20 protein-coding genes are annotated in these 16,087 nt (G+C 34.1%); 14 read left to right on the forward strand and 6 right to left on the reverse strand.

What is annotated here, in order from left to right:
- Positions 1–150 precede the first annotated feature (150 nt).
- A complete protein-coding gene (gene recO / locus C0512_RS00890; protein WP_290858162.1) occupies positions 151–864 on the reverse strand; it encodes a DNA repair protein RecO in 714 nt (237 codons plus the stop codon).
- Positions 865–1,064: 200 nt separating this feature from the next.
- Here recO and C0512_RS00895 point away from each other — a divergent pair, with 200 nt between their 5' ends.
- The 9 genes from C0512_RS00895 (at position 1,065) to C0512_RS00935 (ending at position 7,142) form a co-directional block, all read left to right on the forward strand.
- On the forward strand, positions 1,065–1,475 hold the full coding sequence (locus tag C0512_RS00895; protein ID WP_290858163.1) for a hypothetical protein: 411 nt from the start codon (positions 1,065–1,067) through the stop codon (positions 1,473–1,475).
- A gap of 289 nt (positions 1,476–1,764) precedes the next feature.
- Positions 1,765–3,444, forward strand: coding sequence for a SulP family inorganic anion transporter (locus C0512_RS00900; protein ID WP_290858164.1), 1,680 nt, complete (start codon positions 1,765–1,767; stop codon positions 3,442–3,444).
- Between the two features lie 46 nt (positions 3,445–3,490).
- Positions 3,491–3,793: a helix-turn-helix transcriptional regulator gene (locus C0512_RS00905; protein WP_290858166.1), complete on the forward strand. Its 303-nt coding sequence runs from the start codon at positions 3,491–3,493 to the stop codon at positions 3,791–3,793.
- Positions 3,794–3,851: 58 nt separating this feature from the next.
- Positions 3,852–4,088 (forward strand): thioredoxin family protein, encoded by a 237-nt coding sequence (locus C0512_RS00910; RefSeq protein ID WP_290858168.1) that lies wholly within the window; start codon positions 3,852–3,854, stop codon positions 4,086–4,088.
- A 3-nt stretch (positions 4,089–4,091) separates the two neighbouring features.
- Positions 4,092–4,532, forward strand: a complete 441-nt coding sequence (locus tag C0512_RS00915; RefSeq protein ID WP_290858170.1) for a rhodanese-like domain-containing protein — start codon at positions 4,092–4,094, stop codon at positions 4,530–4,532.
- 39 nt (positions 4,533–4,571) lie between these two features.
- Positions 4,572–5,549, forward strand: coding sequence for a permease (locus C0512_RS00920; RefSeq protein WP_290858171.1), 978 nt, complete (start codon positions 4,572–4,574; stop codon positions 5,547–5,549).
- Between the two features lies 1 nt (position 5,550).
- Positions 5,551–6,006: a DinB family protein gene (locus tag C0512_RS00925; protein ID WP_290858173.1), complete on the forward strand. Its 456-nt coding sequence runs from the start codon at positions 5,551–5,553 to the stop codon at positions 6,004–6,006.
- 13 nt (positions 6,007–6,019) lie between these two features.
- Positions 6,020–6,433 carry a nitrophenyl compound nitroreductase subunit ArsF family protein gene (locus tag C0512_RS00930; protein ID WP_290858175.1) on the forward strand — a complete coding sequence of 138 codons (414 nt, stop codon included), beginning with the start codon at positions 6,020–6,022 and terminating at the stop codon, positions 6,431–6,433.
- A gap of 1 nt (position 6,434) precedes the next feature.
- Positions 6,435–7,142 (forward strand): aromatic aminobenezylarsenical efflux permease ArsG family transporter, encoded by a 708-nt coding sequence (locus tag C0512_RS00935; protein WP_290858177.1) that lies wholly within the window; start codon positions 6,435–6,437, stop codon positions 7,140–7,142.
- A gap of 78 nt (positions 7,143–7,220) precedes the next feature.
- Here the strand turns inward: C0512_RS00935 and C0512_RS00940 are convergent, their stop codons facing one another.
- Genes C0512_RS00940 through C0512_RS00950 form a run of 3 tightly spaced genes read right to left on the reverse strand, consistent with a single transcriptional unit; the run spans position 7,221 to position 8,442 of the window.
- Positions 7,221–7,616: a DUF1801 domain-containing protein gene (locus C0512_RS00940; protein ID WP_290858179.1), complete on the reverse strand. Its 396-nt coding sequence runs from the start codon at positions 7,614–7,616 to the stop codon at positions 7,221–7,223.
- Between the two features lie 48 nt (positions 7,617–7,664).
- Positions 7,665–8,036 carry a DoxX family membrane protein gene (locus tag C0512_RS00945; protein WP_290858180.1) on the reverse strand — a complete coding sequence of 124 codons (372 nt, stop codon included), beginning with the start codon at positions 8,034–8,036 and terminating at the stop codon, positions 7,665–7,667.
- Between the two features lie 16 nt (positions 8,037–8,052).
- Positions 8,053–8,442: a VOC family protein gene (locus C0512_RS00950; RefSeq protein WP_290858182.1), complete on the reverse strand. Its 390-nt coding sequence runs from the start codon at positions 8,440–8,442 to the stop codon at positions 8,053–8,055.
- 222 nt (positions 8,443–8,664) lie between these two features.
- Here C0512_RS00950 and C0512_RS00955 point away from each other — a divergent pair, with 222 nt between their 5' ends.
- From C0512_RS00955 to C0512_RS00975, 5 genes are all read left to right on the forward strand, one after another.
- The gene (locus tag C0512_RS00955; RefSeq protein ID WP_290858183.1) at positions 8,665–8,997 is read left to right on the forward strand and encodes a helix-turn-helix transcriptional regulator; all 333 of its coding nucleotides are present in this window, start codon (positions 8,665–8,667) and stop codon (positions 8,995–8,997) included.
- A 36-nt stretch (positions 8,998–9,033) separates the two neighbouring features.
- On the forward strand, positions 9,034–9,504 hold the full coding sequence (locus C0512_RS00960) for a DUF6428 family protein (RefSeq protein ID WP_290858184.1): 471 nt from the start codon (positions 9,034–9,036) through the stop codon (positions 9,502–9,504).
- Positions 9,505–9,604: 100 nt separating this feature from the next.
- Positions 9,605–10,231: a protein-tyrosine-phosphatase gene (locus C0512_RS00965; RefSeq protein WP_290858185.1), complete on the forward strand. Its 627-nt coding sequence runs from the start codon at positions 9,605–9,607 to the stop codon at positions 10,229–10,231.
- Between the two features lies 1 nt (position 10,232).
- Entirely contained in the window at positions 10,233–11,303 is a 1,071-nt protein-coding gene (arsB, locus tag C0512_RS00970) for an ACR3 family arsenite efflux transporter (RefSeq protein WP_290858186.1), read from the forward strand.
- Between the two features lie 224 nt (positions 11,304–11,527).
- Positions 11,528–13,108 (forward strand): NADP-dependent glyceraldehyde-3-phosphate dehydrogenase, encoded by a 1,581-nt coding sequence (locus C0512_RS00975; RefSeq protein WP_290858188.1) that lies wholly within the window; start codon positions 11,528–11,530, stop codon positions 13,106–13,108.
- A gap of 121 nt (positions 13,109–13,229) precedes the next feature.
- Here the strand turns inward: C0512_RS00975 and C0512_RS00980 are convergent, their stop codons facing one another.
- Both C0512_RS00980 and C0512_RS00985 read right to left on the reverse strand, forming a co-directional pair.
- The gene (locus C0512_RS00980) at positions 13,230–15,110 is read right to left on the reverse strand and encodes an OmpA family protein (RefSeq protein WP_290858189.1); all 1,881 of its coding nucleotides are present in this window, start codon (positions 15,108–15,110) and stop codon (positions 13,230–13,232) included.
- Between the two features lie 20 nt (positions 15,111–15,130).
- Positions 15,131–16,048, reverse strand: coding sequence for a type IX secretion system membrane protein PorP/SprF (locus C0512_RS00985; protein WP_290858190.1), 918 nt, complete (start codon positions 16,046–16,048; stop codon positions 15,131–15,133).
- Positions 16,049–16,087 lie beyond the last annotated feature (39 nt).

A 16,087-nucleotide genomic window follows, 5' to 3' on the forward strand; every position in this document is an offset into this window, starting at 1 on the left:
TAGGGTGCTAAAAATCAATTTGCGAAAGTAAGGATTTTTGAATAAATATAGTAACGGTTGAAAGATTTATTAATTAGACTTGAAGAGGCAAAATTGATCATAGAATCTTCGGTTTCAGGGTAATTATCATCTTATTACCTCAACAACTCTTTAAGAAAAAACCTCACCAAGAACCTCCAACGATTTTGGCCTTCTGAATCCATCCAAATGCACAGCATAATAATCCATCATGATTCTCAGCAAAATCTGACGTTCTGCAGCAACAAAAAATTTTGATTCACTATCAAATCTAAGTTCAATCAGTTTTTTGAATAAAACAGTTTCGTTTTCACTCAGGCAACTCACGCCATGATAAGTAGTAAAAACACCTTCCGTAATTTCAAAAAAAGGAGCTTCCATTTTCGAAACATCGGGATAAAATCCAAAAAAACGAGTCATACCTAACAACAAAATTAAATGAAAATTAACTGCCTTATCATGTTCATCTAACCAATGCAAAGCCGATTCTAAATAAGTATAAAAACCTTCATTTTTTTCTTCTTCCTGAATAGAATGATGCAATACTTCCGACAAAAACAAAACGATGGAACTTTTTACAATATCATTATAGATGGAAACATAAGGATATCCCATGCGTATTTCTTTAAAATATTCCAAAGTTCCTTTGTTTTTATGTGTTGCTTCAATTTCTAAAATTGTCAACGGTTGAAAATAGCCAATTTTCTGTTGATTTTTTCTGGATGAAAAAGCATTGGCTACAAAGTAACTTTTCAACCCGTCTGATTGGGTAAAACACTTTACTATCAGCGATTTTTCCTGATATTTCAATGCCGATATAACAATGGCTTTGGTTTTGACTTGCATGAGATAAAAGTAGGATTTAGGAAGGAAGTGTGCAAGTTATTTGTTTTTGTTGGAAGGAATAAAAATCGTTTGTCCTTTAGCGTTAAAAATCACGTTAATTAAACCCTAAACCCTTCCTTTTTTTGTAAAATTTCGTAACTTTAGGAATTAGTATTCTTGTTGTCTTGCTATACTATTAAATAATCTTAAGAAAAGAAATCATGAAAGCGAAAAAAAGAATCGGCATTTGGATGGATTACACCAGTGCACAAATTTACGAAAATGCGAGTGGTGAGTATTTATTGACCACATTAGAATCTAACTTTGCAATGCCTGTGAAACAAGATGTAAAATTGCATAGTGAAAGTTTGCTCCACAACAAAGAAAATCAAACGGATCAGGCCTATTTTAAAGATTTAATTGAGTTGATAAAAGGTTATGATGAAGTATTGCTTTTTGGTCCAACCAAAGCCAAAACTGCTTTATATAATCGGATTAAAGCAGATCCTAAATTCAGCAAAATCTACATTGAAACTCATGATGCCGATAAAATGACAAGCAAACAAATATTGGCTTACATCAAAGATTTTTTTAGCAAATTACTTAATTATGAAGGTTCATTTGCGAAATAAAAATACCTTTTTCGTTACAAACCCTAGCTAAAGTTAGGGTTTGTAATTATTTGATAATCTCTTCCATTTAAAAAAAAGCAACATTCATTTTTGTACAATATTCATTATTTCTTAAAAAAGTGTTCTCTCTTAATTTTGTGTATTTAAACACCTTTTTTATAAGATTTCACTTTTTTTAATTCTTGAAAAATTAATCCCAATGATATCAGAAACAAATTATATAGGTTTTTCTATGATTTGATATTAATCGTTCTAAAGTCAGATGTTTGGAAATCAATATACTCAAATTATGAAAAATACCGAATTTACGCCTAAATTAATAACTCTTTTAAAAGAAGGTATTACCAGAAAACAATTAAGCAAAGATGTACTTGCCGGAGTGATTGTCGGGATTGTTGCTCTTCCGCTTGCCATTGCTTTTGCTATTGCCTCAGGGGTTTCTCCGGAAAAAGGATTAATTACAGCAGTGATTGCCGGAATTACTATCTCTGTTTTAAGTGGAAGTCGGGTACAAATTGGTGGCCCAACTGGTGCTTTTATCATTATTATTTATGGTATTGTACAGGAACATGGCATCGGAGGCCTCACTATTGCGACCTTTATGGCTGGGTTCATTATCATCGCCATGGGATTGGCACGACTGGGAAACTACCTTAAATTTATTCCCTATCCGCTGATTGTAGGTTTCACCAGTGGTATCGCATTAGTCATATTTTCTTCGCAGGTTAAAGATTTTTTTGGATTGCAAATGAATGATGTTCCTGTCGATTTTGTAGACAAATGGATAGCTTATGGATCCCATTTTCAACAAATAAATTGGATTTCTTTAGTAATTGCAGGAGGTACTGTTTTAATAGCATTGAATTTTAACCGAATTTCATCAAAAATACCAGGTTCTATAATCGCGATTCTTTTGAGTACTTTGGTGGTTTATTTCTTTGAATTGCCCGTAGAAACCATCGAAAGTAAATTTGGCGAAATTCCCAATCACATTTCATTTCCTGATTTTCCTGAAATTAATTTTGCCATTATCAAAAAACTGATACAACCAGCCATTGTGATAGCGTTATTAGGAAGCATTGAATCATTACTTTCTGCTGTTGTAGCAGACGGAATGATGGGTGGACGACACCGTTCTAACATGGAATTGATTGCCCAAGGAACCGCTAATATTTTTTCTGGTTTGTTTGGCGGTATTCCTGCTACCGGTGCTATTGCAAGAACAGCTACTAATATTAAAAATGGTGGGCGAACACCTATTGCCGGAATTGTTCACGGAGTGGTTCTGTTGTTAATCATGTTGCTTTTTGCACCCGTTGCCAAACTTATTCCTCTTTCTTGCTTGGCCGGAATATTGGTTGTAGTGGCATGGCACATGGGTGAATGGCACCATTTCTTTGCTTTACTGAAAAGTAACTGGATGGATATTATTGTTTTACTGACAACTTTCTTTCTAACTGTCTTTTTTGATTTGATTTTAGCTATTGAAATAGGAATGATACTGTCAAGTTTTATTTTCATGAAACGTATGAGTGAAGCTACTTCCATTCAAAATGCGTCCAATCTGTTTAAATCAGATGATGAAAGTAGTGAAATGTTATTTGAACAAGAAATTCCTGAAATTCCAAAAGGAGTTTTATTATATGAAATCAATGGGCCGCTATTTTTTGGAGCTTCCCAGAAATTTCAGGAAGTTATTACCGACTTAAAACAACAACCTAAAATTTTAATTCTTCGGATGCGAAATGTTCCTTTTATCGATGCTACGGGCATTAATCGCCTAAAAGAAATATGCCAACAATTGAACAGTAAGGGAACTACAATCATTATTTCAGGAGCCAACCATGATGTGAAAATTGAACTGTTGAAAGCTGATTTATATAATAAACTGGGTAAACACAATATTCAGGACAACATCGGAAAAGCTATTGAACGAGCGAAAGATATTTTAAAAAACAAAGAAAAATAAACGACTAAATAATATTGTTCGTATATTTGCGAATAATATATCCACTATGATAATTACTAAGAAAAAAAAGTATACGACTGAACAAACAGATTTGGCAAGATTTGCTAAAGCTTTGGGTCATCCGGTTCGAATTGCTATTCTAGAGTTGCTTAATTCTCAGGCTTGCTGTTATCATGGAGACATGGCTGAAGAACTTCCCATTGCCAAATCAACTTTATCACAACACCTCAACGAATTAAAAGACGCCGGATTAATTCAGGGGACCATTACACCGCCAACCGTAAAATATTGCATCAACAGAGAAAATTATGCTGTAGCAAAAACTCTATTAAACAATTTATTGAAGTAAAAAAATTTAATATTTCTATTCGTGGTTTTACGAATGATTAATAACTAAAAATAACAAAATGAAAACAATAAAAGTCCTCGGACCCGGTTGTCCAAAATGTAAAACAACTTTTCAAAATGCTCAAGAAGCAGTGAAACAGTTAGGCATTGAAGCCAACATCATCAAAATTGAAGACATCGAAGAAATGATGACTTATAATGTGTTAACTACACCTGTTTTAATGATTGATGAGGTTATTAAAATAAAAGGAAGAATTGCACAAACAAATGAAATTATTGAACTTTTAAAAAATTAATTCATGGAAAATCAAACCTTGGTAAAAGAAATCTGTCCAACCACTACACAAGGTTGGGTAAAAGAAGGAGCTGTGTTAGTTGATGTTCGCGAAGAAAATGAAGTGAAACAATTGGCTTTTGATGTGCCCAATATACTACATATTCCTTTAAGTGAATTTGAAGAACGTTTTACAGAAATTCCTAAAGACAAAAATGTAGTGATGGTCTGCAAAAGTGGTGGTAGAAGCTTGCGTGCAGCCGGATTTTTAGTCAATCACGGCTATGATAAAGTGGTGAATATGCAACATGGTATCATTAGATGGGCTCAAAAAGGATTTCCGACAAAAGGAGATACTTCTTCCGTCTTAGGAAATGCTCAAGAATCGAGTTGTTGTGGATCAAATACTCCAAAAGATGCTTCGCAATCTTGTTGTGACAGTTCAAGCGAAAATAATTGTTGTTAATAAATTACCCCATTTTCATATTGCCACAATACAATAATTATGTTTGATTGGATTCAAAACTTCGCAGATTGGCTCATTTATTCTGTTTTCGGAATTGATGCTGCTTCCCATTTAGGAAAAGCAATAGATTTTTTTGTTTATGATACCATCAAAATTCTGTTATTGTTATTTGTCATCGTATTTATCATGGGAATTGTTAATTCCTATTTACCCATTGATAGACTTCGAAATTTTTTAGCCAAGAACAAACTCTTTGGTTTGGAATATCTTTTTGCTTCCCTTTTTGGAGCTATTACACCTTTTTGTTCGTGTTCTTCTGTCCCATTATTTATTGGTTTTGTTCGGGGGGGAATTCCGCTGGGTGTCACCTTTGCCTTTTTAATTACTTCTCCTTTGGTAAATGAAGTCGCATTGGCGATGTTCTTTGGAATGTTCGGACTCAAAGCAACTTTAATCTATGCCGGAAGTGGAATTTTATTAGGAACTTTTGGCGGATGGCTCTTAGGAAAAATGAAACTTGAACCTCTTTTAACCGATTGGGTGAAGAATATGCTTGCAAAATCTCAAAAAATAGCTGAAGAATACGAAGAAGAAAAAACAACTTTAACACAACGTTTACCTGAAATTACACGTAGTGCTTGGGAAATCGTGCGAGGGGTTTTACTATATGTCGTAATCGGAATTGCTATTGGAGCCACCATGCATGGATATGTTCCCGAACAGTTTTTTGCCGATTATTTAGGAACCGGAGCTTGGTGGACCGTTCCGTTAGCAGTTATTTTGGCTGTTCCAATGTATGCTAATGCGGCAGGAATCATTCCGGTAATCCAGGTTTTTGTAGCAAAAGGAGTACCGATTGGAACCGCAATTGCTTTTATGATGGCAACGGTTGGTTTGTCAATTCCGGAAGCTACATTGCTTAAAAAGGTCATGACAATAAAGCTGATTGCTATTTTCTTTACGGTGGTTACTGTTTTTATTATCATCTCGGGTTATTTATTCAATTTAATACTATAAAATGAAAACAAAAACGCAACTATTATTAGAACTTTGGATTGAATCAAGAACACGATTCACCAATCAACTGGCTACATTAAGCGAAAATGATTTAACAAAAAAGTTAGACCCGTCTGTAAATTCTGTTGGCTTTCTAATCCGTCATATAGGCGATGTCGAATTGCTTTTTGCTAAAAATGTTTTTGGAGCCACTGATGTAAAAGTAGTTGCCAAAACCGTTATCGATAAATTTGACAGTGGTGAATGGACAAACCTTGAAGGATTAAAACAATATGTTGCTACTTCTTATGAAACTTTAAAATCAATCGTAGAAATACAAACTGATGAAGATTGGGAAACCGAAATTACCACGAAAGAATTTGGTGCCAAAACAAAAGCCGAAGCCTTTGGTAGAATTGTTTCACACACGGCTTATCACGCTGGACAAATGGCTATTATAATTAAATATGGAATCTAAAATAGATATTAAAATGAAAAAAAGTATTTTAACCTCCGTTTTCGCAACTGTTTTGTTACTAATTGTTTCTTGTAACGGAAATTCACAAACCGAAAAAACAACAACAAGAACAACTGCTAAAGGCACTATTGAAATCATTCAATTTCACTCAGAACACCGTTGCATGACTTGCAATAAAATAGAAAAAATAACTCGTGAAACCTTAAAAAGTTATCCTGCTATTCCTTTTTCGCTAGTCAATGTTGATGATGCTAAAAATGAAAAAAAATCCGAACAATTTGAAGCAACCGGAACAGCATTATTTCTTTATAACCCAAAAACAGGAAAGAAAAAAGATTTAACCGATATGGCTTTTATGAATGCCGGTGATGAAACAAAATTTAAAAAAGAACTAAAAAAAGAAATAGATCTTTTTCTAAAATCATAACATGGAGTGGTTAACCAATATAGCACAAAACAGAGAAATTCCGCTCTTGGCTGCTTTTGCATTGGGATTACTAACAGCCGTGAGTCCATGTCCGTTAGCAACGAACATCACAGCAACTGCTTATATTGCCAAAACCATCAACAGTAAGTCAAAAGTCATCCTGAGTGGTTTGTTGTATACAATGGGACGTTTGTTTTCCTATACCGGAATTGCTGCCATCATTTATTTTGGAGCCAGTAAATTTCATGTAGCTAAATTATTTCAAGGTAATGGCGAAAAATTCATAGGCCCAATTATGATTGTGATTGGTTTGATTATGCTGGATGTTATCAAATTCAATTGGCTTTCAAGCGGAAACTTAACCGATAAATTAACTGAAAAATTCAAAGATAAAGGGTTGCTAGGTTCATTTTTATTGGGAGCATTGTTTGCTTTAGCATTTTGTCCATATAGTGGAGCATTGTATTTTGGAATGTTGATTCCGTTAACCTTATCTGCCAAATCAGGACTAGCCATTCCGGTAGTATTTTCTTTAGGAACAGGATTACCCGTTTTACTTTTTGCTTTTATTATTGCTTTCAGCATTGAAAAACTAGGGAAATATTTCAATGCCATCAAAAAAGTAGAGAAAGTCATGCGATTCATTGCTGGACTTACTTTTGTAATTACCGGATTGTATTACATCAATATTTATTTTAAAATTATATAAAAACATCTCTTTATCAGAATTTTAACGATTTTACAATTTCAGAATTCTGTTTTCAAAAAGAGATTATCTTAAAAAAAGCTACTTCAACCGTTCTAAAACCCCTTTTCGTTTCACAATATTTTTGTAATCCCATTGAATATTTTCTGCTTTTTGAAGCCATCTTTTCACATCTTCTAAATTGATTTCAGAAACAGCATTGTAAAAAACAGAAGCATCTTTAAACTTAACTCCTTTGATGTTTAGATCATTTTCATCAAAATCAGCTCCACTCCAAAACATCAATCGGATACCCGCTTTTTGTTTGCTAAATCCAACAATGGGATTTCCATCGATAAACCAAACCGGATGTGAGTGCCATATTTTACTTTCGGTAAACGACAAATTTTCAATTATAAATTGGTTCAATAAATGACAAATTGTTTGATGTTTTTCATCATCTAAAGCATCAATATAATATTGGATGGTGGAAATCATTGCTATTTTAATTTTAAAAAAAAGAGGCTTTTTATCCCTTTAAATCAATTAAAGAATCAACTTTCTTACTAGATCTCTATTGTCATACAATACCCATAGATTGATTAGAAATAACGCTCCTGCAATTGTTAGCCCGAAAGGCATATATACCATATTGTGTAACAGAATACCAATCATAATAGGAAAAATCATCAAAGCTCCCAACAAGCGAGTTTTAGGAAACAGAAAAAACAATCCGGCTAACAGCTCTACAAATCCAACTAGTGGCATCAGCCATGTTATAGACATAAAAGATTCAGTCACTTTAACCACCTCCGGATCCATAGGAGGAATGGGCATATAATGTAAAAATTTATCCAAACCAGCATTGATGAACATCAACCCAAATAAAACAGAAAGAATGATTTTGATTATTTTCATAAAGTTTAAAAGTTAGTTATTGCATGGAATATAAACCAAATGTATTATTTTCTGAATCGAGACAAAGACTGATAAATCCGTACTCTCCAATTGACATTTTAGAACGAAACACTTGACCGCCTGCTTTTGCTACCCGACTTTCTTCAACGCTACAATCATTGCATGGAAAATAAACAATTGTAGAAGTATTTGCTGAATCATTATTTCTTGCTTCTTTCATCTCTACTAAAGCACCACTAACACCCTGGTTTTCGGCAGTTGAAAAAAAAGACATTTTAAAATCATCACTTCCTTCCGGTGACGGTGCATCTGTAAATTTATTTCCCAACACTTCCGAATAAAATTTTTTTGCTCGTTCAATATCGTCAACATATATTTCAAACCAGCAGATTATATTAGTATTCATTGCTATAAAATTTTTGATGGTTAAACAAATATAAGTATAATATTTAAGCAGAAGCTTACTTTAAAAACAGAAAAAACTACTATTCTCATTTTTATTAAATCACTAAACATCACAAATTTAGTGTTTTATATCTTTTTACTTAAAAACCAACAATAAAAAAAACATACTTACAATTTCTAAACTAAAAAATATATCGTAATATTGCAATATAAATATATAAGCATGGGAATTACTAAATCAGATTACTTTACTGACCAACAAAACGAACTTGCAATTTTAGCAAAAGCAATTGGACATCCTGCCCGAATAGCCATTATTGAATATTTACTAAAAGTTGATTCTTGTATCTGTGGCGATATCGTCAATGAATTACCATTAGCTCAACCTACCGTTTCCCAACATCTCAAGGAACTCAAAAACGCCGGATTAATCAAAGGTAATGTTGATGGTGTCTCCATTTGTTATTGCCTAAATGAAATAGGTTTTGATAAAATCAAAGACTTCTTTCAAAAAATAAATAACCATTTGAATGACAAGAGAAAACAATGTTGTTAAAATATTTCATAAATCACTAATTAAACAACTTAAAAAATGAAACTATCACAAATCAAAAACGTACTTTCTACATTGGAAAACGTAACATTTCAATTACCAAATGGGACTTTTGTTCCCGAACATTTTCACGTAACGGAAGTAGGCTCAATCACTAAAAACTTTATCGATTGTGGCGGAACCATCCGCAAAGAAACCGTTGCAAACTTCCAATTGTGGGATGCAAATGATTATGATCACCGATTAAAACCACAAAAATTAGCCAATATTATAGCCTTGTCTGAAAAAGTGTTAGGCATCGAAGATTATGAAGTGGAAGTAGAATACCAAGGTGAAACAATTGGTAAATATGATTTAGATTTTAAGGGTGATTCATTTGTTTTGGTCAATAAAAAAACAGCTTGTTTAGCTCAAGACCAATGTGGAATTCCCTCCCAAAAACCAAAAGTTCGCTTGTCAGAGATGAATAATGAACCGAGTTGTTGCACTCCTGGTGGTGGATGTTGTTAAATCAAAAAGCTCGGAGCTCTAACTAAATGAGTACAAAGTGAACTTTGAAAACATTTAATTGCAAACAAGCACAGTAATTCTAAACCTCAGCAACTTAAAGATGAAAACACAATCCCTATTCCCACCAATCGAAACTAATTTAAAAAACCTAAATTTTAATAGTCTCTCTGCCGAACGAAAAGAAATATTACAATCACTAATCGATTATATTCAATTAAAAGTCATTAATCAAAGAGAAATTCGTTTGAATTTCATTTGTACCCATAACTCCCGCAGAAGCCATTTATCACAAGTATGGGCTCAGGCAGCTGCCACATATTATGGCATACCAAATGTGTTTTGTTACTCCGGTGGAACAGAAGCAACGGCAATGTTCCCAATGGCTGCTAAAACATTAGAAAAAGCAGGATTTCAAATCCAAACCATAGCCAATGGAACCAATCCGATTTATGCCATAAAATATGCTGAGAACGCTCAACCAATTATTGGTTTTTCTAAAACTTATGACGATGCTTTCAATCCAAAAAGTGAATTTGCAGCTATTGTGACTTGCTCACAGGCAGACGGCGGTTGTCCTTTTATAGAAGGAGCAGAAAAGCGAATCCCAATCATGTTTGAAGATCCAAAAGCATTTGACAACACTCCACAACAAGCCGAAAAATATGAAGAACGCAGTTTACAGATTGCGACTGAAATGAGTTATGTCTTTTCACAAATTAAAAAATAACATGAAACAAACAGAACCAAACGTAACTTCAACGCCTCCGAAAAAAATTGCCTTTTTCGAACGTTACCTCACATTATGGGTCGCTTTGTGCATTGGATTAGGAATTCTTCTCGGCAACGTCGCCAATGAATCTATGACACTTTTAAGCCAACTGGAAATTGAAAAAGTAAACATTCCTATTGCTATTTTAATTTGGTTAATGATCTATCCAATGATGTTGCAAATCGATTTTTCGAGCCTAAAAAAAGTAACACAAAAACCTAAAGGAATTGTCTTAACTGTAGTTATCAATTGGCTCATCAAACCCTTTACAATGGCCTTTTTTGCTTGGTTATTTTTCTCTAATATCTACGGTGCATTTATCTCCCCTGAATTGGCCGGAGAATACATTGCGGGGGCTATTTTATTAGGAGCTGCACCTTGTACCGCAATGGTCTTTGTGTGGTCCTATTTAAGTGATGGTGATCCAAATTATACACTCATGCAAGTTTCTGTAAATGATTTAATCATATTGATTGCTTTTGTTCCTATAGTTGGATTGTTATTAGGTATTACTAACATTACGGTTCCATACAATACCCTTATTTTAAGTGTCGTCATTTATGTAGTTGTTCCTTTAGTGGCTGGCTACCTCACGAGTCGAACCCTAATTAAAGCAAAAGGAGAAACTTGGTTTACGACTGTATTTTTGCCTAAATTAAAACCTATAAGCATAATTGCTTTACTACTGACATTGATTTTCTTATTTGCTTTTCAAGGTGGAAATATTGTCAACAATCCGCTGATTATTATTTTTATTGCAATCCCTTTAATCATCCAAACCTATTTTATCTTTTTTGTGGCTTGGTATGCCGGAAAAAAAATGAACCTTTCTCATGCGGTTTGTGCTCCTGCAGCAATGATTGGAGCAAGTAATTTCTTTGAACTATCCGTTGCGGTTGCCATAGCCCTTTTCGGATTAGAAAGCCCGGCTGCATTAGTTTGTGTAGTGGGTGTTTTAGTAGAAGTGCCTGTGATGTTGTCTTTAGTTGCCTATGCAAATAAGAAAAAAAACACTTTTAAAGAAGCATAACATAATTCATTTTATTGTTACTGAAAACCTTCTTTTGAGTGAAATAGAAAAACGGATAATCTAATTAAACACACAATTGATTTGGAGAACAGAATCCTTATTTATGATATTTTTTAAGTATCGAAGATAAAAGAATTTTAATACATCGTTTTAGTTAATTTCTTTATCAAAAAGGATACTGTAGGTTATGGAAGAAATGCTAAATTTATAGAAAAAATAAATTTATGAATACAATTCCTGCCGAATTTCAAATAAAAACGCAATTACATCAAACTACTTATTTAGTTAATGGGAAATTAAAATTATGGACCGGAGCTACAACACCGGTTTATTCAACTATTTCATCAACAACTATTTATGCTCCAACATTGATTGGCTCAATTCCTTCGATGGCTGAAGAAGTAGCTGAAGAAGTAGTTCAAGCAGCAGAAGCGGCTTATGACAATGGTCAAGGGTTGTGGCCTACTATGAAAGTGTCAGACCGCATTAAGTGTATGCAAGATTTTGTTACCCAAATGAAAACTACACGAAATGAGGTCGTGAAGTTCTTGATGTGGGAAATTGGAAAATCATTGCCCGATTCCGAAAAAGAATTTGACCGAACAGTTGAATATGTTTACGACACAATTGAAGATTATAAACAATTGGATCGTAACAGTGCTCGTTTTACTAAAAGTCAGGGTGTAAATGCCATGGTTCGACGCGGCCCTCTTGGTGTAGTCTTGTGTTTAGGTCCGTATAATTATCCGCTAAACGAAACCTTTGCCTTGCTAATTCCTGCTATTATCATGGGAAACACCGTGATTTTTAAACCGGCAAAACATGGGGTTTTATTGATTTCTCCTTTGTTAGAAGCCTTTCAAAGTAGCTTCCCTAAAGGAGTAATTAATATCATTTATGGTCGTGGTCGAGATGTAGCCTCACCAATTATGAAATCTGGGAAAATAGCTATTTTAGCTTTAATTGGCAATAGTAAATCCGCTATCGCACTTCAAGACCAACATCCCAACAAAAACAGATTACGTATAATTTTAGGCCTTGAAGCAAAGAATCCTGCCATTATTCTATCGGATGCAGATTTAGATTTGGCTATTCAGGAATGTATCACCGGAACTCTCTCCTTCAATGGACAGCGATGTACAGCATTAAAAATTTTGTATGTACATGAAAGTATTGCTGCCGAATTCAACAGAAGATTTGCAGAAAAAGTAGAGGCATTACCTTTTGGTAATCCCTGGGAAAAAGGAGTTTTATTAACGCCTTTACCCGAAAAAGAAAAACCAAAATACATTCAGGAATTAATTGAAGATGCTCAAAAGCATGGAGCAGAAATCCTCAATGCTAAAGGTGGTATTCAGACTGAAAATTATATCTTCCCGGCTGTTTTATTCCCAGTTAATAAAAAAATGCGGGTGTATCATGAAGAGCAATTTGGCCCGGTTATTCCCATCATGACTTTCAAAGACATTCAGGAACCACTAAATGATATGGCAGAATCTAATTATGGTCAACAAGTGAGTTTGTTTGGAAAAGACATCAAAACGATTGCCCCTTTAATTGATACGTTAGTCAATTTAGTTTGCCGGGTGAACCTCAATAGTTCTTGTCAACGCGGACCGGACATTTATCCTTTTACTGGCAGAAAAGATTCAGCTGTGGGGACGTTGAGCATTCATGATGCATTGCGGTCATTTTCTATTCGAACTTTTGTAGCCTCAAAAGACAATGCCTATAACAATGAAATTCTTCAGGCTTTATTAAATAGTAAAGAATCAAATTTCATCAATACGGATTATATATTGTAAAGATCGGTATTTTTCTAGCATTGGTAAGTTATTTTAATTCTAAACAAACTCAATTCTTTGACAAACAAAAACGGGCTCTCTTTCGAAAGCCCGTTTTCTTTATTTCAAGTTTTTTCTATTGCTATTTTTTCACAATTAAGAATTCACTACGTCTATTTGAAGCATGTTGTTCTTCTGTACAAGCTTCTTTACAATCTGCTTTAGGTTCTGTTTCACCCATTCCTTTACCAGAGATTCTATCTTTAGAAATTCCTTTAGAAATAATATATTGAACCGTAGATTTAGCTCTTCTGTCAGATAAACTTAAGTTGTACACATCACTACCACGATTGTCTGTGTGTGATTTAGCCATTATAACCATCTCTGGGTTATTTTGCATTACTTGTACTAACTTATCCAATTCAAAGGCTCCTTCTTGCGTGATATTACTTTTATCAAATTCAAAGAAGATTGGATTTAAAATTACTTCTGTTTCTGTTACAATAACATCAATTGGGTTAAGTGGTGCATCCACTCTCTTTTGTGGCCCTTTGCTTGCTCCAACTGGGAAAGTATTGCTTTCATAACCATCTTTCGATGCTTGAACAGTATAATTTTTATCACATTCAACATAATAAGTAACTTCACCTTTAGCATTACTCATTTCAGTTGCGATAACATTTTTCTTATCATCAACAATAGCAACTTTAGCATTCACTAAAATAGCTCCTGTTTTAGCATCTGTTACGATGGTAGTAACTTCAACTCCACAAACCGGAGTCGCTAAATAGATATTATCAACACCTGCTCTATTACTGGACAAGAATCCAATGTTTTTGTCTTTACTGAATGTAAAAGCAAAATCATCTTTCTCACTGTTAACTGGTTTACCCATGTTAGTGGATTCTCCCTTTGCCATATCATAAACAAACACATCATAACCACCAAAACCTTGTCTTCCGCTGGAAGCAAAATAGAACATTTTGTTATCATCAGACATGTAAGGGAAGCTTTCATCGCCCTCTGTATTGATTTTAGCTCCTAAATTCTCAGGAGTTCCAAAACCACCGTCTTGGTTTACAGCTACTTTCCAAACATCATTTCCACCCAAAGAACCTGGCATATTTGAAGAGAAATACAACGTTTTACCATCTTTACTCAAATAGGGATTTCCGGTTGAATAAGCATTACTACAAAAAGGTAATAGTGTAATGTTACTCCATTTACCGTTTACATTGGTTGCTTTGAAAAGGTTAACTTGACTTAATTTCAATCTAGTATTGTTAACTTTATCTTTTTCAAAACTTTTTTCTTTGAAACTTTCACTGGCAAAATACATTGTATTACCATCAGCACTCAACGTTACTGGACCATCATGCCATTTTGAATTTACTTCCGCTACCGGCTCAGCATTGGTGATTGTTCCGTCAACATTGTAGTTTGCTTTGTATATGTCCAAATAAGGCTCGTCAGTCCAACCATATGTTTTTCTAGCTCCATTTCTAGCACTAGCAAAGTACAATGAGTTTTCGTGTAATACAGCTCCAAAGTCAGACTTGTCACTGTTCAATTCTAAAGCCTTCACATCAAATTGTTTCTGTTTATCTAACAATTTTGGTAAATAGTTTGGATTAGCTTTAAAATCTTTTGCTCTTTGGTCATTAGGAACTTTAGTTGCAAACTGTTGCATTTGTTTGTTAGCTTCTTCGTATTTCCCTTGTGCTTTAAGCATTTGAGCATAACGATAATATGTTTCGGCATCTTGTGGTGTTTCAACAGCTCTGGCATACCATTTACTGGATTCAGCAGCATTGAACATATTATAGTAACTATCCGCTAATTGTTTATGAACATAGCCGTCACCTTTACCGTTTTCTGCTAATTTTAGATATTCTTCTGCCGCTTCAAAATAGTCAAATTGCTTAAAAAGCTTATCTGCTTTTTTAGTGTCTTTGGTTTGTGCACTTAATGGAGTAATGCTTAACATCACAATACTAAGTAAAAATATATATACTTTTTTCATCGTCTGGTTTGCTTATTAGGTTAGAAAAATCGTGATGAACGTGATACCTTTTTCGGGAAATTCAAATCAAACAACAAGATAATCTCATGTGAGGCTGGTGTTGTTATATTCAAATCAGAAACGATATGGTCGTAAGCATACCCAATTCTCAAACTTGGAGAAATAGCATAATTAACCATGGCACCGAAACTGTCTTCTAATCGATAGGTTGCTCCAATTTCAAACTTCTCATTAAATAAGAAATTTGTGGAAAGGTCTAACGAAGTAGGAGCACTAAATGCTGATTTAACCATAAAGAATGGTTTAAACTTCACGTTGGCAGACAAATCAAACACATAACCTCCGGTAAAGAAATAGTGAGTGGTTTCACTACCATATTCTCTCCCATCATAATCTAAGTGTTTAGAATTTATCATATTAGGAACTGAAAATGCCAAATAATATTTATCAGTATAATAGAAAATTCCCGTACCAAAATTAAAATATGTATTATTTATGTTATTGGCAAATACACCATCTCCCGGATCAGGCAAAGTGGGTATAATTTTAGTAAAGTCTACATCATGAAACGTAACCCCTGCTTTTAAACCTAAAGCTAAACGGTGTTCTCCACCAAGATTTAATGTATAAGAGAAATCTCCATATACATTTTTCTCTGTTACAGGACCTATTTCATCCGAAATTAATGAAAGTCCGACACCTACATTTTTACCAACCGGTGAACTACCGGAAAGGGTAAACGTTGTAGGAGCATCTTCAATCTCTACCCATTGTTTTCTGTAGAGTAAGCCAAAAGACAAGTTTTCCTTACTACCTGCATAAGCGGGATTTATCACGTTCATGTTATACATGTATTGTGTATAATGAGGATCTTGCTGGGCCGAAACATCTGCTATGCTTACTAATACTATCAGTAGTGCAAAATATATTTTCTTCATTTTTATTGTTTTTGTAGGGTTAAAGCATTTCCGGTTGGG

This window comes from Flavobacterium sp. (genome assembly GCF_013822155.1).
In the GTDB taxonomy this organism is placed as follows: domain Bacteria; phylum Bacteroidota; class Bacteroidia; order Flavobacteriales; family Flavobacteriaceae; genus Flavobacterium.

Excerpts from the sequence above, each read along its gene's own strand:
- C0512_RS00905 (WP_290858166.1), top strand. The coding sequence starts at position 3,491 with ATGATAATTACTAAGAAAAAAAAGTATACGACTGAACAAACAGATTTG.
- C0512_RS00915 (WP_290858170.1), top strand. The coding sequence starts at position 4,092 with ATGGAAAATCAAACCTTGGTAAAAGAAATCTGTCCAACCACTACACAA.
- C0512_RS00960 (WP_290858184.1), top strand. The coding sequence starts at position 9,034 with ATGAAACTATCACAAATCAAAAACGTACTTTCTACATTGGAAAACGTA.
- C0512_RS00900 (WP_290858164.1), top strand. The coding sequence starts at position 1,765 with ATGAAAAATACCGAATTTACGCCTAAATTAATAACTCTTTTAAAAGAA.
- C0512_RS00965 (WP_290858185.1), top strand. The coding sequence starts at position 9,605 with ATGAAAACACAATCCCTATTCCCACCAATCGAAACTAATTTAAAAAAC.
- C0512_RS00940 (WP_290858179.1), bottom strand. The coding sequence starts at position 7,616 with ATGATTTCCACCATCCAATATTATATTGATGCTTTAGATGATGAAAAA.
- recO (WP_290858162.1), bottom strand. The coding sequence starts at position 864 with ATGCAAGTCAAAACCAAAGCCATTGTTATATCGGCATTGAAATATCAG.
- C0512_RS00930 (WP_290858175.1), top strand. The coding sequence starts at position 6,020 with ATGAAAAAAAGTATTTTAACCTCCGTTTTCGCAACTGTTTTGTTACTA.
- C0512_RS00955 (WP_290858183.1), top strand. The coding sequence starts at position 8,665 with ATGGGAATTACTAAATCAGATTACTTTACTGACCAACAAAACGAACTT.
- C0512_RS00910 (WP_290858168.1), top strand. The coding sequence starts at position 3,852 with ATGAAAACAATAAAAGTCCTCGGACCCGGTTGTCCAAAATGTAAAACA.
- arsB (WP_290858186.1), top strand. The coding sequence starts at position 10,233 with ATGAAACAAACAGAACCAAACGTAACTTCAACGCCTCCGAAAAAAATT.
- C0512_RS00895 (WP_290858163.1), top strand. The coding sequence starts at position 1,065 with ATGAAAGCGAAAAAAAGAATCGGCATTTGGATGGATTACACCAGTGCA.
- C0512_RS00925 (WP_290858173.1), top strand. The coding sequence starts at position 5,551 with ATGAAAACAAAAACGCAACTATTATTAGAACTTTGGATTGAATCAAGA.
- C0512_RS00950 (WP_290858182.1), bottom strand. The coding sequence starts at position 8,442 with ATGAATACTAATATAATCTGCTGGTTTGAAATATATGTTGACGATATT.
- C0512_RS00975 (WP_290858188.1), top strand. The coding sequence starts at position 11,528 with ATGAATACAATTCCTGCCGAATTTCAAATAAAAACGCAATTACATCAA.
- C0512_RS00920 (WP_290858171.1), top strand. The coding sequence starts at position 4,572 with ATGTTTGATTGGATTCAAAACTTCGCAGATTGGCTCATTTATTCTGTT.
- C0512_RS00935 (WP_290858177.1), top strand. The coding sequence starts at position 6,435 with ATGGAGTGGTTAACCAATATAGCACAAAACAGAGAAATTCCGCTCTTG.
- C0512_RS00985 (WP_290858190.1), bottom strand. The coding sequence starts at position 16,048 with ATGAAGAAAATATATTTTGCACTACTGATAGTATTAGTAAGCATAGCA.
- C0512_RS00945 (WP_290858180.1), bottom strand. The coding sequence starts at position 8,036 with ATGAAAATAATCAAAATCATTCTTTCTGTTTTATTTGGGTTGATGTTC.
- C0512_RS00980 (WP_290858189.1), bottom strand. The coding sequence starts at position 15,110 with ATGAAAAAAGTATATATATTTTTACTTAGTATTGTGATGTTAAGCATT.